This is a genomic window from Streptomyces sp. DSM 110735, assembly GCF_016482685.1.
Taxonomy (GTDB): domain Bacteria; phylum Actinomycetota; class Actinomycetes; order Streptomycetales; family Streptomycetaceae; genus Streptomyces.
The window spans coordinates 257,367-280,739 of sequence record NZ_JACYHF010000007.1; the positions used below are offsets into that span (position 1 = coordinate 257,367).

Genomic DNA, 23,373 nt, shown 5'->3' on the forward strand with positions numbered 1-23,373 from the left:
GCCCCGCCCGTCTCACGCGTCCGCGTCCAGCACCCGCACCGGCAGCGGGCGCAGCGACTCCCGCAGGGCGGCGGCCAGTTGCTGGTACTCGCTGCCCCGCGCCGCGCCCGCGCGCATCGCGAGACCGACGCGGCGGCTCGGGGCGGGGTCGGCGAAGCGGGCGGTGCGCAGCCGGTCGCCCCGGGCGGTCTCCAGCTCCATCGCGGTACGCGGCAGCAGGGTGCAGCCGAGTCCGCCCGCGACCAACTGGACCAGGGTGGAGAGCCCGGCGGCCGTGGTGGTGACCGGCGCGGTGGCCGGGCGCCCGCCGCGCCCCGCGCCCCGGAACTCGCGTCCCGCCTCGCGGCAGATCTCCAGCGCCTGGTCGCGCAGACAGTGCCCCTCGTCCAGGAGCAGCAGGTTCAGCTCCTTCAGCGCCTCGCGCGGGATGTTGTCGCCGCCGCCGAGCGGATGGTCCAACGGGGTGACCAGCACGAAATCCTCGTCGAACAGCGGGAGTTCGGCCACCCCGGGCACGGCGAGCGGCACCGCGAGCAGCAGCAGGTCGAGCCTGCCGGAGTGCAGTCCCTCGACCAGGTTCGCGGTCTGCTCCTCGTGCACCTGGAGGTCGAGCTGCGGGTAGCGCTCGTGCACCAGGCGCAGCACGGTGGGCAGCAGATACGGCGCGACGGTGGGGATGACCCCGAGCCGCAGCACCCCGGTGAACGGCGCGCGCACCGCCTCCGCCTCCTCCAGCAGCGCCCCGACCTCGTCCAATACCGCCCTCGCCCGCACCACGAGCCGTTCCCCGGCGGGCGAGAGCAGCACCTTGCGGGTCGTACGCTCGACGAGGGTCACGCCGAGGGTCTCCTCAAGGGCGGAGACCGCGCCGGACAGCGCGGGCTGGCTCATCCCGATGGCCGCCGCCGCGTCCCGGAAGTGCAGATGCTCCGCCACCGCCGCGAAGGCGCGCAACTGCGCCAGGCTCGGCTGCTTCCGGGCGCCGCTACCACTGGTCACCGATAACCGCCTCCAATCAATGGCACTGAGTGTAGCTATTTCCCTAATCAATGCACCCTGTGCCACCATCGGCCCAGTCCAACCCATGGGAAGCACCTCCCGACCAGGGGTGCTTCCTCGCTGCAAGGAGAGCAAGTGCTCACTGTCGGTGACAAGTTCCCCGAGTTCGAACTGACCGCCTGCGTCTCGCTGGAGAAGGGCAAGGAGTTCGAGGAGATCCACCACAAGTCCTACGAGGGCAAGTGGCTCGTCGTGTTCGCGTGGCCGAAGGACTTCACTTTCGTCTGCCCGACCGAGATCGCCGCGTTCGGCAAGCTGAACGACGAGTTCGCCGACCGTGACGCGCAGATCCTCGGCTTCTCGGGCGACTCGGAGTTCGTGCACCACGCCTGGCGCAAGGACCACCCGGACCTGACCGACCTGCCGTTCCCGATGATGGCGGACTCCAAGCACGAGCTCATGCGCGACCTGGGCATCGAGGGCGAGGACGGCTTCGCCCAGCGCGCCGTCTTCATCGTGGACCCCAACCGCGAGATCCAGTTCACCATGGTGACCGCCGGTTCCGTCGGCCGTAACCCCAAGGAGGTCCTGCGGGTCCTCGACGCCCTCCAGACGGACGAGCTGTGCCCGTGCAACTGGACCAAGGGCGAGACCACCCTGGACCCGGTCGCGCTGCTGGCCGGTGAGTGACCCATGTCCCTCGACTCGCTGAAGTCCCGCGTCCCGGACTACGCCAAGGACCTCAAGCTCAACCTGGGCTCGGTCATCGGCAACTCCGACCTTCCCGCGCAGCAGCTCTGGGGCACCGTGCTGGCGACCGCCATCGCCTCGCGCTCCCCCATCGTCCTGCGCGAGCTGGCGCCGGAGGCGAAGGCGAACCTCAGCCCTGAGGCGTACGACGCGGCCAAGTCCGCGGCCGCCATCATGGCGATGAACAACGTCTTCTACCGCACCCGGCACCTGCTGTCGGACCACGAGTACGGCACCCTGCGCGCCGGTCTGCGGATGAACGTCATCGGCAACCCCGGCGTCGACAAGGTCGACTTCGAGCTGTGGTCCTTCGCGGTGTCCGCGATCAACGGCTGCGGTCTGTGCCTGGACTCGCACGAGCAGGTGCTGCGCAAGGCCGGCGTCGAGCGCGACGTGATCCAGGAGGCGTTCAAGATCGCCTCCGTGGTCCAGGCGGTCGGCGTCACGCTGGACGCCGAGGCTGTTCTCGCCGAGTAACCAGTGCTGTTGGCCGTAGGGCCTCGCTCACTCCTTGTGGGCGAGGCCCTCGGTGTTTTCCGGCTCGGCGTCCTCGGGGATCGCGTCCCCGGGACCCGCCTCGGCCACGGCGGTCTCCTCGATCGGGGGACGAACCGGTGGATCCACCCGCGACCTGGAGAGTTGCTCCGCGAGTGAGTACTGCCGCAAGTACCCCACCACCGTGTTCGTCACCGCCACCAGCGGTACCGCCACCACCGCGCCGCCGATGCCCGCGACCATGCCGCCCGCCGCGACCGTCAGCACCACCGCGAGCGGGTGGACGCGTACCGCTCGACCGAGGATGAACGGCTGGAGGACGTGGCCCTCGATCTGCTGGACGGCGAGCACGACCACGAGGGTCATGACGGCGGTGAAGACGCCCTGGGTCACCAGCGCGACGACCACCGCGAGCGCGCCGGAGGCGACCGCGCCGACCAGGGGGATGAAGGAGAACAGGAAGATGAAGACGGCCAGCGGAACGGCCATCGGCACGTTGAGGAAGTAGATGCCGAGACCGATGAAGACGGCGTCGATGAGGGCGACCAGGACGGTGCCCCGGACGTAGGCGGTCAGGGTGCGCCAGGCGCGCGGACCGGCTCCGGCGACACCCGGGCGGGCGGCGGCGGGGACCAGCTTCAGGAACCACTGCCAGATGCGCTGACCGTCGTAGAGCAGGAACAGCGTCGAGAAGAACACCAGCAGGATGCCGGTCAGCGCCTCGACGACGACCTGGACTCCCTCAAGACCGGCGGACGTTATCTGGTCGGTGTTGGCTCCGATGGCCTCGCGCAGGCTCTTGGCGATCTGGTTGATCTGTTTGTCCGTCACATGGAACGGGCTCTTCAGCAGCCAGTTGCGCAGGTCGTCGATGCCGTTCTGGATCTGGTCGGAGAGCGTGTCGATGTTCTCCATGACCTGCCAGGTCACGAACCAGCCCATCAGGCCGATGATGACGAATCCCGATATGGCGCTGAGCGCGGTGGCCGGACCGCGGGGCAGTCCGTAGCGCATCAGCCGGGCGACCGTCGGCTGGAGCAGGGCGGTGACGAGCAGCGCGATGACGAAGGCGAACACCACCAACTGGACCGCGCTGATGACCCGCATGAGCACCCAGACGGTGCCCGCGAGGACCAGCAGCCGCCAGCCCGCCTCGGCGGCGACCCGTACGCCCCACGGCACCGCCTGCGCCGGGTCCGGGCGGCGGTCGGCGCCCGCCTGATGGGGCACCACCGCCTTGACGGTGTCCACGGGTTCGGGCACCGGGTCGGTCGGCGGGGCGTGCTCCTTCTCGACCTCGGCGCGGAGCTCGTCAAGACGCTCGCTCATCTCGGTCAGTCCGGCTCCGAGCCGGCCGAGCCACCCTGGCATTCGCGACATCATCCGTCCCTCTTTCCCCGGATTTCCCAGGGCACTGCGAGCCGTCCGGGTACGACCGTACAACGCGAAAGCCCCTCCCCCTAGGACGGGGAGGGGCTGCGCGGGGTTGAGCGTGCGGCCGCGGGCCTAGTACCAGCTATTGGCCTGCCAGAACGACCACGCCTGGCAGGGGCTGCCGTACCGGCTGTTCATGTAGTTCAGGCCCCACTTGATCTGGGTGGCCGGGTTGGTCTGCCAGTCGGCGCCGACCGAGGACATCTTGGAGCCGGGCAGCGCCTGGAAGAGACCGTAGGCGCCGGAGGAGGCGTTCACGGCGCGGTAGTTCCAGCTCGACTCGTGGTTCACGATGTTGCTGAAGCACTGGAACTGGTCGCCCGCGACCATCTGACGGGCCATCGCCTGGATCTGCGCGACGGAGTAGCTGCTCTGCGGGGCGAAGCTGGAGGCGTCGCGGACGTCGTCGCGGCTGGTCTCGGCGGCGGCCTTGGTCTCGGCGCGCTCCTTGGCCAGCTTGGCCGCCTTCTCGGCGGCCTCCTTCTTGGCGATCGCCGTCTCGGCGGCGGCCTTGCGGGCCGCGGCCTCGGCGTCCTTCTTGGCGCTCGCGTCGGCCGCGATGGCCTGGGCATCGGCCTGCTGCGTCAGGGAAGCGGTCTGCACCTGCGCCTGCTGACCCGCGGGGATGTCCGCGAGGAGCGTGGCGTCCGCTGCCGTCGCCTCGGGGTCGTTCGGCTGCGCGACGCTGCCCGACGCGACTCCGACGACGCTTCCTACGGCGGTGACCGCGGTGGCCGAGACCACTGCGAATCCCCGGACCGAAATCCGGCTCACACGGTTTCCTTCCAGCACCGCCCGCTTCGGTGACCCTGGCGGACGCAATCGTGCCCCTGGCGCTGGCCTCCCAACTGAGGGTCACGGGAGACGCGGGCCCGGTGGGCAACTCCCTTTTCGGGAGCGCCGCGTGGTGCTCGGGCGGCATACGACGGAAGTATGGAGTTGGAATCGTGCTCCCGGTGGTGCCGCACCCTCCCTGCCAGGGGCGAGGGCGGTACCCGGGGGTACAGGTGTGTCGTATGCGGGGCCTGACAGGAATGAGACTCTGCCGTAACCGGACGCCGGGTGGCAATTCCGAGTTGCGTGTGAAAGCTCACACCTCGTTTGGCCCAGGGGTTTTCAGGAAACACCCGCGCACGAAGACGCCGCCCGGCTAAGCTCTTCAGCTTCTCCGGGCGGCGCCTGGGGTTTTCGAGGGGGCGTCAGATGTGGCCGTCCTCCAGCATTTCGGTCACAAGTGCCGCGATCTGGGACCTTTCCGAACGGTTCAGGGTGACATGCGCGAACAGCGGATGCCCCTTCAGCTTCTCCACCACGGCCACCACACCGTCGTACCGGCCGACACGCAGGTTGTCGCGCTGGGCCACGTCATGGGTGAGGACCACCCGTGAGTTGGCGCCGATGCGGGACAGCACGGTCAGCAGGACGTTGCGCTCCAGGGACTGCGCCTCGTCCACGATCACGAAGGCGTCGTGCAGGGAGCGCCCGCGGATGTGGGTGAGCGGGAGGACCTCCAGCATCCCGCGCGCGGTGACCTCCTCGATGACCTCGCGGCTGGTGACCGCCGAGAGCGTGTCGAAGACCGCCTGGGCCCACGGGCCCATCTTCTCCGCCTCGCTGCCCGGGAGATAGCCGAGTTCCTGCCCGCCGACCGCGTACAGCGGCCGGAAGACCATCACCTTCTGGTGCTGACGGCGCTCCAGGACCGCCTCGAGTCCCGCGCACAGCGCCAGCGCCGACTTGCCGGTGCCCGCGCGGCCACCCATGGAGAGGATGCCGATGTCCGGGTCGAGCAGCAGGTCGAGCGCGATGCGCTGCTCGGCGCTGCGGCCCTTGATGCCGAACGCCTCGCGGTCGCCGCGCACCAGGCGGACGTTGCCCTCCGGGGTGATCCGGCCGAGCGCCTTGCCGCGCTCGGACTGGATGGTCAGACCGGTGTGCACGGGGAGGTCGGCCGCCTCCGGGACGTACACATGGCCCTCTTCGAAGAGGACGTCGACCTGGTCGCCCGGCAGGGTCAGCTCGGACATGCCGGTCCAGCCGGAGGCGTCCGTGATCGCCAGCTCCGCGCGGTACTCCTCGGCTTCCAGGCCGACGGAGGACGCCTTGATGCGCAGCGGCAGGTCCTTCGACACCACGGTGACGTCGAATCCCTCGGCCTGGAGGTTCCGGGCCACGGCGAGGATCCGGGAGTCGTTGTCGCCCAGGCGGTAGCCGGTGGGCAGCACGCTGGGGTCCGAGTGGTTGAGCTCGACACGGACGGTCCCGCCCAGTTCGCCGATCGGGATCGGGGCGTCGAGGCGGCCGTGCCGGACCCGGTAGTCGTCCAGCAGGCGCAGCGCCTGGCGGGCGAAGTAACCGAGTTCGGGATGGTGCCGCTTGGCCTCCAGTTCCGTGACCACCACGATCGGGAGCACGACCTCGTGTTCCTCGAAGCGGGTCAGGGCGTTGGGATCGGCCAGCAGGACGCTGGTGTCGAGAACATAGGTGCGCCGGTCGGGCTTGCGGCGCTTTGTGCTGGTCACCACGGAAGGACGTACCCCCTCGGATGAGGTCGGGGAGCGACGAAGAGGAGCTGGACCGGTTTCTGGCCCCCGCGTGCGGCGGGCCGGACACCGGCCCTCCGCGGCTGCTTCCGCGCGAGGACCGCACGGTCGGGCTGGTGCAAAGGGCCTCCCGGGCGGACGGCCCCGAGCCGCCCGCTGAGATACGACACCCGTGGTTCGGGCGTCGACCTGCCTTCGTTATGCCCGGCAACCCCCGCCACCATGCAGAACCCCCCTGCGGCACGCCGGTGAACTCGTTGTTACATCCGGGTGGAGGGGGGTATACGGGGCGCTCGGTCCTCGCGGTCCTGCCGTTTCGCCCTGTGGGCGGTGGGGTCCGTCAGCCGCCGAAGCGGCGGTGGCGGGCGGCGTAGTCGCGCAGGGCCCGCAGGAAGTCGACCTTGCGGAAGGCCGGCCAGAAGACGTCGCAGAAGTAGTACTCGGAGTGGGCGGTCTGCCACAGCATGAAGCCGGACAGGCGCTGCTCGCCGCTGGTGCGGATGACCAGGTCGGGGTCGGGCTGGGCGCCGGTGTAGAGGTGGCGGCCGATCATGTCGATGTCGACGGACTCGGCCAGCTCCTCCATGCGCACGCCCTTGTCCTGGGCGTCCAGGAGCATGGAGCGCACGGCGTCGGCGATCTCCTGGCGGCCGCCGTAGCCGATGGCGACGTTGACCACTATGCCGTCGACCTGGCGGGTCGCCTCCTCGGCCTCCTTCAGGGTGCGCTGCATCCCGGCGGGCAGCAGGTCGAGGGTGCCGACGTGGTGCACGCGCCAGCGGCCGTCGGAGGCGAGGGTGCGTACGACGTCCTCGATGATGCCGAGCAGCGGTCCCAGCTCGTCCTGCGGACGGTCGAAGTTGTCCGTGGACAGCAGCCACAGGGTGACGACGCCGACGTCGGTCTCGGAGCACCAGCCGAGGAATTCCTCGATCTTCTCGGCCCCGGCACGGTGCCCGTGGACGGTGCTGGAGCCCGCCGCCTTCGCCCAGCGACGGTTGCCGTCCATGATGACGCCGATGTGCTTGGGCACCTGAGCGTGGTCCAGGTGACCTTCCACCCGGCGCGCGTAGAGCCTGACGAGCAGGCCGCGCAGCTTGTCGCGCAGGTTCACGTGTGAGCCCCTCCAAAACGGCCGCGGTTGCGGTCCCCGCGGAGGCCGAGCCTACCCCCGCCCAAGGTGCGCCGGTGGCCGGGGGTTTCGGTGCCGGAGCCGTCCCCCAAGAAAAACGGGCCGGTCCGTGGGGGGGGAGACGGACCGGCCCGAGGGGGGGTTTCCACCATAACCCTTCGTAAGGGATGGTGCGTGCATCAGCGCGCCACAACTACTCTGCGGAGTCGCCCGATAGCGCCCTGGTGGGCGCGGAATGCTTGATTCAGCGGGTCCGAGTGGCCGATTCCCGACGGAATCGCAGGAGAAACACTCCGATAGGCAACGAACAACAGGGTTTGAGCCGTCTCGGTGACCGCGTGGCGAGTTGTCCGAGGTCCCCCCTGAGAGCGACCCCGTCAGCGAACGGCGGACTTGACGATTCCGCTCCGGGACGGGGGAGTTCAGGGCGGGTGTGGCGAGGGGTGTGACGGGGTGTTGATTTTGCTGCCGCGAAGGGGGGTGACGGGGGGCGGGGCGGCGGGGTCGGTGGGCGCGGATAACGATGTGGTCACCGGCGGGTCGGGGCGGCCGGGGCGGGTCGGCTATGCCGATTCGTGGGCTGGCTTGCGGGCGTCGAAGAGGTGCCGGGTGCTGTGGGCGACGAACGGTCCCTCCGCGACGATCCGCTCGTGCAGCGCGCGCAACCGCGGCTCGTACGCCTCGACGGTGAACCCCGGGACCATCCAGACGACCTTGCGCAGGAAGTGGACGACGGCGCCGATGTCGTGGAACTCCATCCGCAGCCGCTCGGCGCGCAGGTCGACGACCTCCAGACCCGCCGCCTCCGCCCCGGCGCGCTCCTTCCCGGGGTCGCGACCGGTGCGGGTCTCCTCCGGCTGGGGACCGAGGAAGTACTCGACCAGCTCGAAGGCGCTCGCCGGTCCGACGTGCTGCGCGAAGTAGGTGCCGCCCGGGCGCAGCACGCGGGCGATCTCCGGCCAGTCCGGGGTGACCGGGTGGCGGCTGAGGACGAGGTCGAAGGCGCCGTCGGCGAACGGCAGCGGGGCGCCGTCCGGCACCTCGACCACGACGACACCGCGCGGGCGGAGCAGTGCGGTGGCCTTCGCCGCGTTCGGGCGCCGACCCTCGGTGGCGGCGACCAGCGCGGGGCGCCCCGGTTCGGCCACGCCCAGCGCGAAGTCCAGCACCTCGCCGCCACCGGTCTGCACGTCCAGCGCGGCTCCGGCGCGGGCGAGACGCTCACCGGCGGAGCGGGCGTACCCCCACGAGGGACGCTCCTCACCGGCGCGACCCTCGAACCAGGAGAAGTCCCAGCCGTCGGTGGGGACGGCGACGGCTTCGGCGACGAGGGTGTCGTAGGCGGAGGGGTCGGTGGCGGTCATGGGGGCCATGCTGGCAGCGGGGCGCGGGGATCGTCGTCCCCTTTTTTTCTCTGTGCTGCTTTTCTGTGTGCTGCTTTTCCGTGCCGCTCGGGTGGGTACGGTCGCGGCGGAGGGGGTGCGGGGATGGGGCGACGGTGGCAGGACGGGCCGGGGACGCTGGCGGTGCACGGGGCGGGGGGCGTGGTGGAGGTCCCGGTGGAGGTCGCGGCGTCGTACCGGGCGCGGACCCGGGGGCTGCTCGGGCGCGACACCGTGGACGGCGCGATGCTGCTGACACCGGCCGGGAGCGTGCACACCTTCCGGATGCGGTTCCCCCTCGACGTGGCGTACCTCGACCGGCACCTCACCGTGATCGCGGTCCGCACGATGGTGCCGGGGCGCCTGGGACTGCCCCGACCGCGCTCCCGGCACGTGCTGGAGGCGGCGGCGGGGGCGATGGCGGGGTGGGGGGTGGCGGTGGGCGTACGGGTGTCGGTGTCGGTGTCGCCTGCCGCGCCTGAGGGTTCCGCCTCCTGACCGTTCTGCCGTTCTCCTACTGGCCGTTCTCCCCGGTGCGGGGGAAGCTGACCTCGACCCGGCGGTTCTTCTTCCGTCCCGCTTCGGTGGAGTTGTCGGCGATGGGGTACTGCTCGCCGTAGCCGCGGACCTCGAACGTCACGTCGGGGTCGTTGAGGTCCTGGTCGAGCACGGCTTGTACGGCGTTGGCGCGCCGCTTGGACAGGACGTCGCCGTGGGCGGCGGAGCCGAGGTTGTCGGTGAAGCCGAACACCCTGATCTGCGTGGCGTTCTGCTTCTTGATCTCCTCGGCGATGGTCGCGATGCGGGCCTTCGCGTCCGCCCCGAGCTTGGCGCTGTCCTTCCCGAACAGCACCTCCGCCTGCAGCGCGAACGTCACGTCCGCGTTCGTGTCCTCCCGCCGCTCGTCCCCGCTCTGGTCCTCCACCACCGACTTGATGTCCAACACCTTCGGCTCCGCCAGCGTCCCGCCCTCCGGCAACTTCAGATCCGGATCCGTGGGGTCGACCTTCACGGGCGCGGAGGCGGAGGGTTCCGTCCCCGGGGGGTCGCTGGGACCGGTGTCGTCGGCTCGCGCGGGGGTCTGGGGGGTGGCGAGGAGGAAGGTGGTGAGGAGGGCGAGGGGGAGCGCTAGGCGGGGGGTGGGGGTCACGGGGGGCCTCATCAGGAGATTTTGATGGTGGCCGGAGCGAAGCCGGGCAGTTGGAAGTCGACGTCCGACGTGTCGGCCGGCGGCGCGGGGAACTGCATGAACACCGCGGTCTCGGCCCCGGCCTTGAGCGCCGTCAGTCCGGTGGTGGTGAGCGGCCGTCCGTCCGTGTCGCGCAGGACGTAGTAACGCTTCTTGCCCTTGGGGTCGACCAGGGTGGCTCCGCCCAGGGAGCTGCCGTTCTTGAGGATCTCGGTCTCGTTGCCCCGCACGCTCGACGGAATGACCGCGGTGCTTCCGCCGTCGTTCTTCAAGCTGCCCTGGATGGTGACGAATCCGCCGCTGTCCCGCTGGACGGCGGTGATCCTGAGGAGCAGGCCGCTGGGGCCCTTCATCTCGGCGAGCGGCGCCTCCGACTGCCCTTCCTGGGTGCTCGGAGCGGACCCGGGCCTGGAGGAAGCGGCCGTCGGCTGCTTCTCCTTGTCCTTGCCGTCGTCGCCGCCTCCACAGGCCGACGCCCCCGTCACCAGACCGACGGCGACGGCCAGGGCGACCACTCCCCTGCGGGTCCGCGCAGTGAACCGAATGCTCATCGCTCCGCTTCCTTCATCGTCACTGGTCCGCTTCTCATTCGGCCAGGTGGACATCGAAAAGGTCATCGGGTCCGGGAAGTCCGGTCTCGTCGTCCGCGTGCAGATCCCAGACCTTTGCCCCGCAGGTGAGTTCGGGCAGCGGGGCGTCGTCCGGTTTCTGGTCACCCTTTCCGGGGTCCGGGGGGTCCGTTTGCTGGTCGGGGGGATCGTCGGGGAGATCGAACGTGCAGAGCGGTTCGACGACGGCCGTCGCCGACTCGGTCGACTTGATGTTCTCCGTGCCGGGTACGACGGAATCCCCGACGGGCTTGTTCGTCTTCACCTCGACCCTGTACTTGAGAAGTCCGGGGTCGCAGAGGGTCAACTCGGCGTCGTTCTGGGCGGCGAGCTGTCCGGCGCGCCAGCAGGGGTCCTGGACGCCGTTGCCCTTGAAGATGTCTCCCCACTTCGCCGGATCCGCCAGGTCCCGCAGCCACGTGTCCGTGAGCTGCTTGCGCGCGTTCTGGGCGGCGGCGAGGGCGGCCGCGTCCGCCGCCGTCTGCGCACCGCTGCGGTTCACGGAAGCCTGACCGACCGCGAGATAGGCGAGAGCGAGAAAGAGCAGGCCCGCCACCACCGTGATGTAGATGGGGAAAGCCTGCCCTTGCTCACCGAGGCAGCGTCGACGCGTCAGGTGATTTCCTGGATCTTGGACTGGATCTTGTCCAGGATGGCCTGCCCGATGTCCGTGCCCGTCACCGCCAGCACGATCGCCACCACCACAGCGATGATCCCCAGATACTCCACCGCCGTCTGGCCCTTGTCGTCCACGCGGCGCTGCACCGCGGTCACCAGCTTCAGGATCGGATCGCTCATGACGCTTCCCTCCGGCTCGGCCCTCAATCCGCTCACCGTAGGGCGGGAGGGAGCGTGGGTCCGAGGGTCCGGGGGCCCATAAGCGGGCCCAGTTCGCGGAGTGGGGTCGCATGTCAGTTCACCCCCAGCCATACCGCCACGGCCCGCCCCCGGCTGTCGGCGTGGAGTTTGGCGAAGATGTGGTTGATGTGGTTCTTGACCGTCTTCTCGGTGATGAAGCAGGCGGCGGCGATCTGCCGGTTCGTCAGGCCGGACGCGACGAGGTCCATGATCTCCGCCTCTCGGGTGCTCAGTTGAAAGCGCGACCGATAAGACTGTCCCACAGGGGATTGCAGTCGCGAAAGGCTTTCGGAGGACAACTCCAGGGAAGTAGAAGGATTTTCGCCACCCGTGTGTGCATTCGCATCGCCGTCCAGCCCGGACAGCAACGCCCGCGCCGCCCCCGGCGTCACATGCGGCCGCCCCTCGCTGACATCCCGTACGGCCCGTACCAACTGCTCCGCCGAGAACTCCCCGTGCACCAGATAACCCCCCGCCCCCAGCCGCATCGCCTCCCGCACGGTATCCGTCTCGTGGCTGTAGGTCAGCATCATGACGGGGGCGAGCCGGACCAGGTGCGGTAATGCGGGGATTCCACCGACGCCGGGCATGCGGACGTCGAGGAGGACCACGTCGGGACGGTGCCGCAGCGCCGCCTCGTACGCCTCGCGCCCGTCCGCCGCCTCCGCGACGACCGTGGTGTCGGGGCGGCCGGAGAGCAGCGCGGTGAGTCCGGCGCGGACGACGGGGTTGTCGTCGGCGATCAGCAGCCGGAGGCAGGCGGGCGGGGCGGGGGGCGGGAAGTCCTCGTACGACGGTGACGGTGACGGTGTGCGGGGGCGCATCAGGCGGTCCTCTCCGTCGTCGGCGGCAGGGGTACGTCCACCCGAACCTCCGTGCCGCCGCCGTCCTCACGCCGGCCCATCACGACCCGTCCCCCCGCCGACTCCGCCCGCTCGGTCATGCCGAGAAGCCCGAAGTGACCGGTGCTGCGCAGTCGTTCGAGGGTGGTGTCGGGAGGCAGACCCCTGCCGTCGTCGCGGACGGTCAGGTGGAGGCGATCGTCGTGGACGGTGACCGTCACCTCGACACGGGTCGCGTGGGCGTGGCGGTGGATGTTGTCCAGCGCCTCGGTGGTGATGGCGAGGAGGGTGCGGGTGAGGGAGGGGGGCAGGGGTGGGAGGGCTTCGGGGGTGCGGCAAGTGGCGGGCAGGGTGGTGCGGGTGGTGAAGTCCGTTGCCAGGTGGCCGAGTTCCGTCGTCAGGTCGGGTGGCGGGGACGTCTCCTCGCGCAGGTCCGTCAGCAGTGCCCGGGACTCCGCCGCCGCCCGGCGGGCCGAGCGGGAGACGAGGGACGCCTGGTCGCGCAGGAGCGCCGGGTCGGGGGTGGGGACGGCGGCGGTGGCCGCGAGGGCGTCGGCGGCGAGGGCGACTCCGTGGAGGGTCTTGGTCAGGGAGTCGTGCATCTCGCGGGCGAGGCGGGCTCGTTCGGCGTGGACGGCCTCGGTGGCGGCGAGGCGGGCGCGTACGGCGGTGAGTGCCTGGGTGGCGGTGCCGTAGCGGAGCATCAGGTTGCGCAGGGTGGATCCCATCGCTCCGGTGACGACACACAGTCCGGGCAGGAGCAGCGACTCGGCGGGACCGGTGTGCTGGTCCGCCTTCAGCGTGGCGTGGACCAGGAGGAGGATCAGCGACTGGAGCGACGCGAAGCAGGCGGCGCCGCGCCAGCCGTAGACGAGTCCGGCCAGCAGCGGGGTGCACACGCTGACGTAGGCGAGGGTGGTGTCCGGACCCGCCGAGACGAGCAGCAGCGAGCCGAAGAGCGTGTCGGCGGCGAGCAGCGCGGGGTGCCGCAGCAGCAGCGGTCCGAACCGCTCCCAGTCCCGGAAGAGCACGTACGACCCCATGAACGTGACGACCACCGCCGCCCCCACCAGCCGTGCCCCGAGCCCGGGCGCGGCATTGAGCAGCGCGGCCGGCGCCGCCAGCACGATCATGGCGAGCCGAAACCCGAACACCTGACGGCACAGCGCCTGGAGGGCACGGACCTGGAGGCGCTCGGGGGGCTCGGGGACGGTGCTCTCCGAGGGCTCGCCCCCACCCTGCGGTGTACCGTCACCCGCGCCCTCGCCGGGCACCGTGTCCTCGCCGGGCCCGGTCCACTCGCCGGAGGGCGTGTCCTCGCCCGGAGCCGCGTCCTTACCTGGGGCGGCGGCTTCGCCCGGCGCCGTGTCCCCGCCCCGAGCCGCGTCCTTGCCCAGGGCAGCTCCCTCGCCTGGTGCCATGGCGCCGCCTTGTGCCGTGGCCTTGCCTCGTGCAGCGTCGCCGCCGGGTGCCGTTGCCTCGCTTGGCCCCGCGCCCTCGCCTGGACCCGCGTCCCCGCCTCGTGCCGGATCATCGTCCTTGACCGCACCCTCACCGCCCAAGACCGTCTCGTCACCCGGCGCCGAACCCCTACCGGGGCTTGTGCTCCCGCCCAAGGCCGCGCCCACACCTTGCTTCGGCACCTCCTCCAAGGGCGCTCGCTTGCTCAGCGCCGTGCCCCGACCCGGAGGCGCGTCGTCATGCTGTGCCAGTCGCTCGCCCGGCGTCACGCCGTCGCCCGGCAGCGGGCGACCACCTGAGGCCGTCACCTCATCGACCTCCCCCGCCATGCCCGGGACCGCCGCCCCATGGCCACGGCTCAGCACGCCCGCAGCCGCTTGCTCAGCAGCCCACCCTGCCGTCCCGGAGACCGACGCCTCCCCACCCCCTGTGCCAGCGGTCAGCCCCTCAACTCCCCCGCCGTTCACCGCTCCCACGGACGCCGCACGACGGCGCCCACCCCCCGCATCCATGCCAACCGCCTCACCACCCCAGCTCACCCCACGCGCAGCAACCCCACGCACCGCATCCACACCCGCCGACGCACCACCCCGGCCCACCACGCCCCCGCTCCCCACCCCCCTCACTTCCCCGCCAGTGACCCGAAGTCCACGCCCGAGCCGAGGATGAGCCCTGCGCCGAGGAGGAGCATCGTGGCCGGGACCATGAAGGTGGTGATCATGAGGGTTGCCTTGGGGACCGCGCGGGCGGCTTTGCGGCGGGCGTTCTGGGCGTCGGTGCGGCGCATGTCCTTGGCCAGGGAGACCAGGGTGTCGACGATGGGGGCGCCGAGTTCCTCGCCCTGCTGGAGGGCGGTGACGAACATGGCGACCTGTTCGGAGTCGTTGCGGCGGCGGAGTTCGGCGAACGCCTGTCGGCGGGTCATGCCGAGGTCCATCTGGCGGAGCGTGATGCGGAGTTCGTCGGCCCAGGGACCCTCGTAGCGGGTGGAGACGCGGTCGAGTGCCTGGCGGAAGCCGAGACCGGCGCTGACGACGACGGCGAGGACGTCGAGGAAGTCGGGCAGGGTGCGTTCGATGACGTCCTTGCGGACCCGCATGGCGGACCAGAGCCCGACCTCGGTCCACAGCGCGCCGAAGGCGAGCAGCAGCAGGGCGACGAACCACTGGCCGCGCAGCAGGAAGACCAGGCAGCCGGTGATGCCGAGCGCGCCGTAGACCGCGCGGCGGGCGGCGTAGCGGTCGATGGTGAGACCGCCGGGGTTGCCCGCGAGGTCGATGCGGCGCCGGTAGCGGGCGACCAGGCGGGGTCCCATCAGGCGCAGCACGAAGGGCGCGTACCGCATCCCCATGCGGTCGATCACGGAGTCCACCGCGCCGGTGCGGGTGGCGCCGATCTCCAGGGCGAGGGCGAGGTCGCCGGGGAGTTTGGCGTCGGCGCGGTACATCCGGACGCCGGTGAAGGCGCCCCAGACACCGAGGGCGGCGACGAGTGCGAGGAGGAGTGCCATGCGGTCCGTCACCCCCTCACACGTCGATCCGGCTCATCCGGCGGATGAGGAGGAAGCCGAGGGCGTACAGGGCGAAGGCGATGATCACGCACGCCTGGCCGACCGGTGAGCCGGTCATGCGTTCCAGGGCGCCGTCCTTGACACCGTTCATCAGGAAGAGCGCGCCGATGCCGAGGACGGGGACGGCGTACGAGGTCATGGTCACCTGGGAGAGCTGGGTACGGACCTCGCGCCGGGTCTCCTTGCGCTCCTCCAGGGTCTCGGTGAGGTTGCGCAGCGCCGAGACCACCTGTCCGCCCGCTCGGTTGGCCAGGACCAACGTCGTCACCAGGACGACGAGTTCGCGGGACGGCAGCCGGTCCGCGAGTTCGCCGAGCGCGTCGTCCATGGACTGCCCGATCGCCAACTGGTCGGAGACGCGCCCGAGTTCCTCGCCCGCCGGTGCCTCCAGCTCCTCCGCCGCCATGCCGATGGCGGTGCGCAGGGCGAGTCCCGCCTGGGTGGCGTTGGCCAGGATGCGGGCCAGTTCGGGGAGTTGGCCGATGAACCGTTCGATGCGTTTCTGCCGTTGCCAGTTGAGGAACTGGATCGCCGCCCAGATGCCGAGGAGTCCGGCGATGGGTCCGAAGAAGGGAGCCAGGGTTGCCTCGCCGACGATCCACAGCCCGGCGACCACGGCGAGCATGTAGACGAAGAACTCGCCCGGGGTGATGTCCAACCCGGTGGCGGCGAGCCGTAGTTCGAGTCTGCGACCGAGTCCGGTACGGCGCAGCCGCCGGTCCAGTCCGCGGAAGTGCCGCCTGCGACCGCCGGTGGTGAGCCGGCCGGTGTGCGAGAGGCGGTCGACGAGGGCGGCGCGCCGGGCGCGACCGGCGGCGTAGCTCTGTACGCCGAGCACGGCAAGGACGCAGGTCAGGAGTGTGATGCCGGTGGTGAGCCGGACGAGCGTGGGGAGTTCCATCGTGACCTACCTACCTGGCTTCTCGGGTGGCGAGCTGGGCGTCGGTGTGGGCGACGCCGAACGCCTGCGGGACGGGCTGGCTCGCCATGTGGAGGCGGTCGGCGGTGCGGCGGGGCAGCGGGAAGTACTGGAAGGCGCCGGGCACCCGGCCGTCGGCGGTCATGGGGCGGGCGTCGAAGCGGGCGACGGTGGCCAGGCGGTACGGCTCGCCGCCGTGACTGTCGAGGAGGGCGATCTCGGTGATGCGGCGGGCGCCGTCCGCGAACCGGGTGAGCTGCACCAGCACGTCCACCGCGCTGTTGATCTGGTCGTGCAGCGCGGCGAAGGGCACCTCCACGTCGGACATGGAGGCGAGGGTCTGCAGCCGGGTGAGCGCGTCCTCGGCGCTGTTGGCGTGCACGGTGGCCAGCGAGCCGTCGTGACCGGTGGACATCGCCTGGAGCATGTCCAGGGACTCGCCGCCGCGGACCTCGCCGACCACGATCCGGTCGGGACGCATCCGCAGCGAGTTGCGCACCAGGTCGCGGATGGTGATCTGCCCGCTGCCCTCGACGTTGGGCGGGCGGGACTCCAGGCGGACCACATGGGTCTGCTGGAGCTGGAGTTCGGCGGAGTCCTCGATGGTGATGATCCGCTCGTGCGCCGGGATCATCCCGGACAGGGCGTTGAGCAGGGTGGTCTTCCCGGTGCCGGTGGCGCCGGAGACGATGATGTTGAACTTGGCCTGCACGAGCCCCGCCAGCAGATACACCATCTGCTCGTCCAGCGAACCGAAGCCGATCAGCTCCTGGAGCGTGAAGGAGCGCGGGAAGCGGCGGATGGTGAGGACCGGTCCGGTCAGCGACAGCGGCGGGATGATGACGTTCACGCGCTCGCCGGACGGCAGCCGGGCGTCGACCATCGGATTCGACTCGTCCACGCGGCGGTTGACGGTGGAGACGATCCGCTCGATGGTCTGCATGAGCTGGTCGGCGGAGGCGAAGCGCAGCGGGAGGCGTTCGACGCGACCGCCGCGTTCGACGAAGACCGCGTCGGGTCCGTTGACCATGATCTCGGTGACGGAGGCGTCCTCCAGGAGCGGTTCGAGGATGCCGAGTCCGAGTGCCTCGTCGACCACCCGGCGGATCAACTGGGAGCGCTCGACCGTGGACAGGACCGGTCCCTCGCGGCTGATGATGTGCCCGAGCACCCGCTCCAGGCGTGCGCGGCGCTCGGCGGGGGCGAGCGCGCTCATCTCGGCGAGGTCGATCTCCTCCAGGAGCTTGGCGCGGTAGGAGGTGACGAGATGGCCGTCCTCGCCCCGGCTGCCCTGCTCCTCGGGGGAGTTGATGCGTGCCCGCAGACTCATGGGTCGGCTGCTCCTCGGTCCTGGTCAGTGGTCGAGCGGCATGGTGGCGGTCTTGTGGGCGGCGCCGAAGCTCCACCCGGGCACGAGCTGGGGTATGTCGACGGAGGCGGTGACGGTGACCGAGTCGCCGCCCCCGCCGCCCCCCGTACAGCTCACCTTGAGGCTCCCGCTCACCGCGCCCGCGCACGCCGTCTGCGCGTCCTGCCGCAGGGAGGCGGCGCGGGCTCCGGCGCGGGCTGCCGTGGCCGCCTGCTCGGCGGCGTAGGCGACGGCGCCGATCTGGAGCCCGGCGAGTCCGACGATCAGCAGGACGGGGATGAACCCCAGGTACTCGATGGCCACTTGGCCACGGTCGCGCGCCCGCGCCCGCGCCGACGCCCGCACTCGCACCCGCGTCCGCTCACGTCCGTACCGCATCTCAGTGCTTCACCTCCTCCACGGCACCGGCGTGGCCGTGCACCGTGACCGGGAAGTCGATCGAGCCGGGGAAGAGCACGGGCACCTTGAGGGAGACGTCCGCCGTGACGAACCCGGAGCCGCCGCACGCCACCGTCGCGCCCCCTCTCCAGTCCCCCGACAGGTGCTTGAGGGCAGCCGCGCGGCAGGCGCCCTCGCGCGCGCCGCCGGGCGCCGCCGCCGTGCCCGCCCGTACGCCCTCGTCCGCAGCATTCCCCGCGAGCGTGAAGGCGTACCCCGTGAGCACGCACTGCCACATGAGCACCAGGGTCAGCACGATCAGCGGGGTCATCCCGAGGAGTTCGACGGCGACCTGTCCACGGTCCCCGGCGGCTCTCCTCGGCGCGTCCTTGGCGCCATCCCCCGTCGCGCCCCCTGCCCCAGTCCTCATCGCGCCTCACTCCTTCCGCCGCCGGAAGCCGACCGCGCCCCGGTCGCCGCGCTGCCGCCCGCCCCGGTGCGCGGGGCCCTCCGGGGGCTTGGCGATGCCGAGTTCACCGGCGAGGCTCCACAGCGCCTGCTTGACGGTGCTGCGGTGGTCGAGTTCGTGCAGCCGCCCGGAGTCCACGACGCCCTGGAGTTCCTTGAAGGCGGCGGGGACCGTCGTACGCGCCAGGGCGGTGCCGGTGATGCGCTGGACGAGCGCGGGCTGGATCTCGGTGACCCGGCTGAACCGGTTGATCACGACGGTCGTCTCCTCCGCCTTGCGGATCTGGAGCCGGTCCCACATCCGCACGGTCCGCTTGGCGGCGCGTACGGCGATCACGTCCGGAGTGGCCACCAGGAGCGCGGTGTCGGCGCCCTCCACGGCAGCCGCGGTGGCACCGGTCAACTGGGCACCGCAGTCCAGGACGACGACCTCGTACCGCGAGCGCAGCGCGGCGACCGTGTGCCGTACGGCGCGGTCGGTGACCTCCTCGCCCCGCTCGCCCTCGCCGGGGGCGAGCAGCAGGGCGAGCCCCGAGTCGTGGCGGAAGACGGCGTCGGCGAGGACGCGCGGCGAGATGTCGCTGATGGCGGCGAGGTCGACCACCGAGCGGCGGAACTGCACGTCGAGGTAGGAGGCGATGTCACCGGTCTGGAGGTCGAGGTCCACGAGCGCGGTGCTGCGCCCCGACGCCTGTGCGGCGAGGGCGAGTTGGATGGCGACCAGGCTCGCGCCGACCCCGCCCTTGGCGCCGCTGACCGTGACGACGGTGCCGCCGGGTCCCTCGGTGGCGCCGTGCCCGAGGTGGCGGCGCACCCCGGTGGACCACTGGGCGACCGCCTGGACGCGGTGCGCGAGTTCCTCGTACGACAGCGGCAGCGCGACCAGACCGCGGGCGCCGGAGTCCATCGCGGCGGCGAACAGCGCGGGTCCGGCGTCGGTGGTGACGAGGATGACGCCGACGGCGGGGAAGCGCAGGGCGATCTCGCGGATCAGTTCCAACGCCGGTACGGGACCGATGCGTTCGTGGACGACGACGACCTCGGGCAGTTCGTCCACCGACTCGGCGGCGAGCCGGGCGAGGGTGTCGACCAAGTGGGTCGAGTCAGCGGCGGGGGGCAGCGGTTCGGCGTCGGGGAGCTGGCTGAGCAGGGTGGTGAGCGTGCGGACGGCGTCCGGGTCGGCGCCGGCCGGAAGAATCCTGGTGGGCATCCGGGCGGCCTCTCACTTGTCCGTCGCGAGTTCGTAGGTGCGGTCCCGGTCGGGTATGGCGGGCTCGCCGCCGGGCGCCACCAGGGCGAGCCGGACCCGCTTGGCGAAGGACTCGGCGTAGGTGACGCGCTGGGCGTCGAGGGTGGAGAGGGCGAAGGTGATGGGGACGGCGTCGGTCGGCTGGTTCTTGTCGTCGTCCGGGTCGAGCGCCTTGATCTCGCCGACGTCGATGACGCGCGCGTCCGTGACGATGATCTTCGACTGGTCGGGGTCGCCCTCCTTCTGGCCCTCGAAGGTGGCGTAGACGTTGACGCGGGCGCCGGTCGTGATCTTGCCCGCGACGCCGGTCGCCGCGTCGATCATGATGGCGACCTCCTGCTGCCCGGGGCGCAGCGCGGGACGGTCCACGATCATGTCGTTCTGGAGCAGCGAGCCGGGGCGCAGCGTGGTCACCGCGATCTTGCCGCGCACCTGCGCGAGATCGGTCACGGCGTTCTCCGACAGCCACCGCTTCGGCATCCGGATCTTCTCGAACTGCCCTGCTTTCAGGGCGGTGTACGGCTGTACCACCGACCGCACCCGGTACGCGGTCACCTCGGGACCGACCTTGGACTGCACGTCGTGGACGACGGAGAGCACGCCGGCGAACGCGCCGAGCGCGCACAGGACCGACAGGATCAGGAGTATCACGCCGCGGCGCTGACGGGAGTTCATGAACCGTGCAACCTCATTGGGGGAATCGGTCGTGCGGGATATGAGCGCGGGGGCCGGGCGGCCGGTCAGGCGGGGGCGCGTCGTTCCAGGGCGCGGGGTTCGGGGGGTCGTTCGGTGGGCGGGGTGGCCGAGCAGAAGACGCAGAGGTCGCCGATGACGTCGACGCCGCACCAGTGGCAGACGGACTGCCGTACGGACGTGACGAGTTGGTACAGCACGGAGAGGTCTGCCAGATGGGCGCAGAACTCGATCAGGCGCCCGGTGCCCCACCAGGCGGCGGACTCGGCGGGCAGCGGTGCCTCGCGCATCCCTTGTGTGCCCCAGGAGTTGACGAGTGAGGCGATCCAGTCGGACTGGAGCTGCCCCTTGGCGAGCAGCAGCCAGGTGCCGAACTCCGGTCCCTTCAGGGCGGCTCCGGGCACCGCCTTGACGAGCTGCGGTTCGGGGTGCGCGGCGACCGCGAACTGGGTGCCGGGCACCCAGGACTTGGCGTGCGCCTTGAGTCCCACCGGTACCCGGTCCAGCCGGGCGACCGAGCCGAGGACCGCCCCGGCGTGGACGTAGTGGGTGAGCAGCCGCCCCGCCGAGGCGAGCACCCCGGGGCTCAGGTCGCAGGAGGCGAGCTGGCGTAACTGCCGTGCCAGGACGGCGACTCCGAGCGGGGGCAGCTCTGGCCGGAACAGGGCGACCCGGTCGCTCTCCAGCAGCGCGCGCAGGGTGTACAGACGGCGCAGCACCGGTTGCGGGGTGGCCTGCGAGCAGACGACGACCAGGTGTCCGAACTGCTCGATCAGGGACTGCAGTTCCAGCAGCGTCTGCTCCAGCGGGCGCCGATCGAGATCGCGCAGCACCACGGCGGGCATCGTCCGTTCGTCCTGCGCCGGCAGCGCCAGGTCGGCACTGGTCACGGCAATGGCAGTTGGCACGCGCAGCTCCCCGCTCTTCGCATCACCCACCCCACCGGTGTCACTCCTGTGGGGCGGGACGACTTCATTGCGTGACTACCTGAGCACTGTATCCACGGCTCGATCACGGGAGAACAGCGTTTGTGTAGCTCGTGGGGAACTTGCCGGGCGCAAGTCGCACCAAACCGGGACGGGTTGATCAGCTACGTGAACTCCACTACGTGCGTGACGACTTGACAGTTGGATTGGTCTGGACCAACTTGTAGCCATGGGGTGGATGTTCTTTCCCGCTCCTCTCTCCCCCCCCGCGATCTCCCCCACTGGAGGCTCCAGTTGGACCTCGTATCCGTCATGCCCGGACGCGGCGGACGCGTCCGTGCCCGTACCTGGTCGGCCGCTGCCGCGCTGGCGCTCGCGGTCGCGGGTCTCGCCGCGGCACCGGCCAGCGCGGCTGACGTCAACAACGCGAAGAACGCCGGGTTCGAGTCCGGTCTGAGCGGCTGGACCTGCTCGGCGGGCAGCGGCACGACCGTCTCGTCCCCGGTGCACGGCGGCTCCGCCGCGCTCAGGGCGACCCCGGCCGGGCAGGACAACGCCCAGTGCACGCAGTCGGTCGCGGTGAAGCCGAACTCGACCTACTCGCTGAGCGGTTGGGTGCAGGGCGGCTATGCCTACCTCGGCGTCACCGGCACCGGCACCACCGACGTGTCGACCTGGACCCCGGACTCCCCGTCCTGGAAGCAGCTCACGACCAGCTTCACGACGGGCGCCTCGACGACGTCCGTGACGGTCTACACCCACGGCTGGTACGGCCAGGCGGCTTACTACGCCGACGACATCCAGGTCTTCGGCCCCGACGGCGGGGGTGGCGGCGGCGACAACCCGACGGTCCCGGCGGCGCCGGGCGGGCTCGCCGTCTCCGGTACGACCTCGTCCTCGGTCTCGCTGGCCTGGAACACGGTCTCCGGCGCGAGCGGTTACAACGTCTACCGCAACGGCTCGAAGGTGTCCTCGGCGAGCGGGACGTCGGCCACGGTGTCCGGTCTGTCCGCCTCGACCTCGTACTCCTTCCAGGTCACGGCGGTGAACTCGGCCGGTGAGTCCGCGAAGTCGTCGGCGGTGACCGCGACGACGGCGTCCACCGGTGGCGGGGGCGGCGGTGGGGGCGGCACGCTGCCCAAGCACGCCGTGACCGGCTACTGGCAGAACTTCAACAACGGCGCCCAGGTCCAGAAGCTCTCCGACGTGCCGTCGTCCTACGACATCATCGCGGTCGCCTTCGCGGACGCCACCTCCACGCCGGGCGCGGTGACCTTCAACCTGGACTCCGCGGGCCTGAACGGCTACACGGTCGACCAGTTCAAGGCCGACATCAGGGCCAAGCAGGCGGCAGGCAAGAAGGTGATCGTCTCGGTCGGCGGCGAGACGGGCACGGTGTCCGTCAACGACGCGACCTCGGCGGCGAACTTCGCCAACTCGGTCTACTCCCTGATGCAGACCTACGGGTTCGACGGCGTCGACATCGACCTGGAGAACGGTCTCAACCCGACGTACATGACGCAGGCGCTGCGCTCCCTGTCGTCGAAGGCGGGCTCCTCGCTGATCATCACGATGGCGCCGCAGACGATCGACATGCAGTCGACGTCGGGCTCCTACTTCCAGACGGCCCTGAACATCAAGGACATCCTCACGGTCGTCAACATGCAGTACTACAACAGCGGTTCCATGCTCGGCTGCGACGGCAAGGTCTACAGCCAGGGCTCGGTCGACTTCCTCACCGCCCTCGCCTGCATCCAGCTCGAAGGCGGTCTCTCCCCCGCGCAGGTCGGTCTCGGTCTCCCCGCCTCCACCCGCGCCGCGGGCAGCGGCTACGTCTCCCCGACGGTGGTCAACAACGCCCTCGACTGCCTCACCCAGGGCACGTCCTGCGGCTCCTTCAAGCCCTCCAAGACCTACCCCGCCCTGCGCGGCGCGATGACCTGGTCCACGAACTGGGACGCGACGGCGGGCAACGCGTGGTCCGGCTCGGTGGGCGCGCACGTCCACGCGCTGCCGTAACGCCTGCTGAACACTTGTACATGACGGTGCCCGGACCGGGGGAGGTCCGGGCACCGTCATGTGCGTCACCGGCATGCCGACTGAGGACG

Annotated in this window: 24 protein-coding genes; 4 read left to right on the forward strand and 20 right to left on the reverse strand. The window is 70.8% G+C overall.

Going from position 1 to position 23,373, the window contains the following annotated elements:
• Positions 1–12: 12 nt before the first annotated feature.
• The gene (locus IF655_RS14400) at positions 13–999 is read right to left on the reverse strand and encodes a LysR substrate-binding domain-containing protein (protein WP_199585122.1); all 987 of its coding nucleotides are present in this window, start codon (positions 997–999) and stop codon (positions 13–15) included.
• Positions 1,000–1,134: 135 nt separating this feature from the next.
• Between IF655_RS14400 and IF655_RS14405 the strand changes: the two genes are divergently transcribed.
• On the forward strand, positions 1,135–1,689 hold the full coding sequence (locus IF655_RS14405; protein WP_199585123.1) for a peroxiredoxin: 555 nt from the start codon (positions 1,135–1,137) through the stop codon (positions 1,687–1,689).
• A 3-nt stretch (positions 1,690–1,692) separates the two neighbouring features.
• Positions 1,693–2,226: an alkyl hydroperoxide reductase gene (locus IF655_RS14410; RefSeq protein ID WP_199585124.1), complete on the forward strand. Its 534-nt coding sequence runs from the start codon at positions 1,693–1,695 to the stop codon at positions 2,224–2,226.
• Between the two features lie 27 nt (positions 2,227–2,253).
• Here IF655_RS14410 and IF655_RS14415 read toward each other — a convergent pair whose 3' ends face one another.
• From IF655_RS14415 to IF655_RS14435, 5 genes are all read right to left on the reverse strand, one after another.
• Entirely contained in the window at positions 2,254–3,624 is a 1,371-nt protein-coding gene (locus tag IF655_RS14415; protein WP_199585212.1) for an AI-2E family transporter, read from the reverse strand.
• A 126-nt stretch (positions 3,625–3,750) separates the two neighbouring features.
• Entirely contained in the window at positions 3,751–4,452 is a 702-nt protein-coding gene (locus IF655_RS14420; RefSeq protein ID WP_199585125.1) for a transglycosylase SLT domain-containing protein, read from the reverse strand.
• 425 nt (positions 4,453–4,877) lie between these two features.
• Positions 4,878–6,203 carry a PhoH family protein gene (locus tag IF655_RS14425; RefSeq protein WP_199585126.1) on the reverse strand — a complete coding sequence of 442 codons (1,326 nt, stop codon included), beginning with the start codon at positions 6,201–6,203 and terminating at the stop codon, positions 4,878–4,880.
• A 358-nt stretch (positions 6,204–6,561) separates the two neighbouring features.
• Positions 6,562–7,335 (reverse strand): isoprenyl transferase, encoded by a 774-nt coding sequence (locus IF655_RS14430; protein WP_199585127.1) that lies wholly within the window; start codon positions 7,333–7,335, stop codon positions 6,562–6,564.
• 581 nt (positions 7,336–7,916) lie between these two features.
• Entirely contained in the window at positions 7,917–8,717 is an 801-nt protein-coding gene (locus IF655_RS14435; RefSeq protein ID WP_199585128.1) for a methyltransferase domain-containing protein, read from the reverse strand.
• Positions 8,718–8,840: 123 nt separating this feature from the next.
• Between IF655_RS14435 and IF655_RS14440 the strand changes: the two genes are divergently transcribed.
• Positions 8,841–9,233: a DUF192 domain-containing protein gene (locus IF655_RS14440; RefSeq protein ID WP_199585129.1), complete on the forward strand. Its 393-nt coding sequence runs from the start codon at positions 8,841–8,843 to the stop codon at positions 9,231–9,233.
• A gap of 16 nt (positions 9,234–9,249) precedes the next feature.
• On the opposite strand, the gene IF655_RS14445 is transcribed toward IF655_RS14440, so the two are convergent.
• The 14 genes from IF655_RS14445 to IF655_RS14510 all read right to left on the reverse strand — a co-directional run bounded on the left by IF655_RS14445 (position 9,250) and on the right by IF655_RS14510 (position 21,247).
• The gene (locus IF655_RS14445; protein ID WP_199585130.1) at positions 9,250–9,897 is read right to left on the reverse strand and encodes an OmpA family protein; all 648 of its coding nucleotides are present in this window, start codon (positions 9,895–9,897) and stop codon (positions 9,250–9,252) included.
• Entirely contained in the window at positions 9,897–10,475 is a 579-nt protein-coding gene (locus tag IF655_RS14450) for a hypothetical protein (RefSeq protein ID WP_199585131.1), read from the reverse strand. Before IF655_RS14450 ends, IF655_RS14445 begins: the two co-directional genes overlap by 1 nt.
• A 34-nt stretch (positions 10,476–10,509) precedes the next feature.
• On the reverse strand, positions 10,510–11,148 hold the full coding sequence (locus IF655_RS14455) for a pilus assembly protein TadG-related protein (protein WP_199585213.1): 639 nt from the start codon (positions 11,146–11,148) through the stop codon (positions 10,510–10,512).
• Positions 11,145–11,330, reverse strand: coding sequence for a hypothetical protein (locus IF655_RS14460; protein ID WP_199585214.1), 186 nt, complete (start codon positions 11,328–11,330; stop codon positions 11,145–11,147). The genes IF655_RS14455 and IF655_RS14460 overlap by 4 nt, the downstream gene beginning before the upstream one ends.
• Positions 11,331–11,443: 113 nt before the next feature.
• The gene (locus IF655_RS14465) at positions 11,444–12,214 is read right to left on the reverse strand and encodes a response regulator transcription factor (RefSeq protein ID WP_199585132.1); all 771 of its coding nucleotides are present in this window, start codon (positions 12,212–12,214) and stop codon (positions 11,444–11,446) included.
• Positions 12,214–13,653, reverse strand: coding sequence for a sensor histidine kinase (locus IF655_RS14470; RefSeq protein WP_242488729.1), 1,440 nt, complete (start codon positions 13,651–13,653; stop codon positions 12,214–12,216). The genes IF655_RS14465 and IF655_RS14470 overlap by 1 nt, the downstream gene beginning before the upstream one ends.
• A gap of 662 nt (positions 13,654–14,315) precedes the next feature.
• Positions 14,316–15,203 (reverse strand): DUF5936 domain-containing protein, encoded by an 888-nt coding sequence (locus tag IF655_RS14475; protein ID WP_199585133.1) that lies wholly within the window; start codon positions 15,201–15,203, stop codon positions 14,316–14,318.
• 16 nt (positions 15,204–15,219) lie between these two features.
• Positions 15,220–16,164 (reverse strand): type II secretion system F family protein, encoded by a 945-nt coding sequence (locus tag IF655_RS14480; protein ID WP_199585134.1) that lies wholly within the window; start codon positions 16,162–16,164, stop codon positions 15,220–15,222.
• Positions 16,165–16,174: 10 nt separating this feature from the next.
• The gene (locus IF655_RS14485; RefSeq protein ID WP_199585135.1) at positions 16,175–17,512 is read right to left on the reverse strand and encodes a CpaF family protein; all 1,338 of its coding nucleotides are present in this window, start codon (positions 17,510–17,512) and stop codon (positions 16,175–16,177) included.
• A 24-nt stretch (positions 17,513–17,536) separates the two neighbouring features.
• Positions 17,537–17,929, reverse strand: a complete 393-nt coding sequence (locus tag IF655_RS14490; RefSeq protein WP_199585136.1) for a TadE/TadG family type IV pilus assembly protein — start codon at positions 17,927–17,929, stop codon at positions 17,537–17,539.
• A gap of 1 nt (position 17,930) precedes the next feature.
• Positions 17,931–18,359, reverse strand: coding sequence for a pilus assembly protein (locus tag IF655_RS14495; protein WP_374100290.1), 429 nt, complete (start codon positions 18,357–18,359; stop codon positions 17,931–17,933).
• A gap of 6 nt (positions 18,360–18,365) precedes the next feature.
• Positions 18,366–19,607, reverse strand: coding sequence for a P-loop NTPase (locus tag IF655_RS14500; RefSeq protein ID WP_199585137.1), 1,242 nt, complete (start codon positions 19,605–19,607; stop codon positions 18,366–18,368).
• A 12-nt stretch (positions 19,608–19,619) separates the two neighbouring features.
• Positions 19,620–20,321: a Flp pilus assembly protein CpaB gene (cpaB, locus tag IF655_RS14505; protein ID WP_199585138.1), complete on the reverse strand. Its 702-nt coding sequence runs from the start codon at positions 20,319–20,321 to the stop codon at positions 19,620–19,622.
• Between the two features lie 65 nt (positions 20,322–20,386).
• A complete protein-coding gene (locus IF655_RS14510; RefSeq protein WP_307814924.1) occupies positions 20,387–21,247 on the reverse strand; it encodes a hypothetical protein in 861 nt (286 codons plus the stop codon).
• 330 nt (positions 21,248–21,577) lie between these two features.
• Between IF655_RS14510 and IF655_RS14515 the strand changes: the two genes are divergently transcribed.
• Positions 21,578–23,284, forward strand: coding sequence for a chitinase (locus tag IF655_RS14515; RefSeq protein ID WP_199585217.1), 1,707 nt, complete (start codon positions 21,578–21,580; stop codon positions 23,282–23,284).
• Positions 23,285–23,373: the final 89 nt, after the last annotated feature.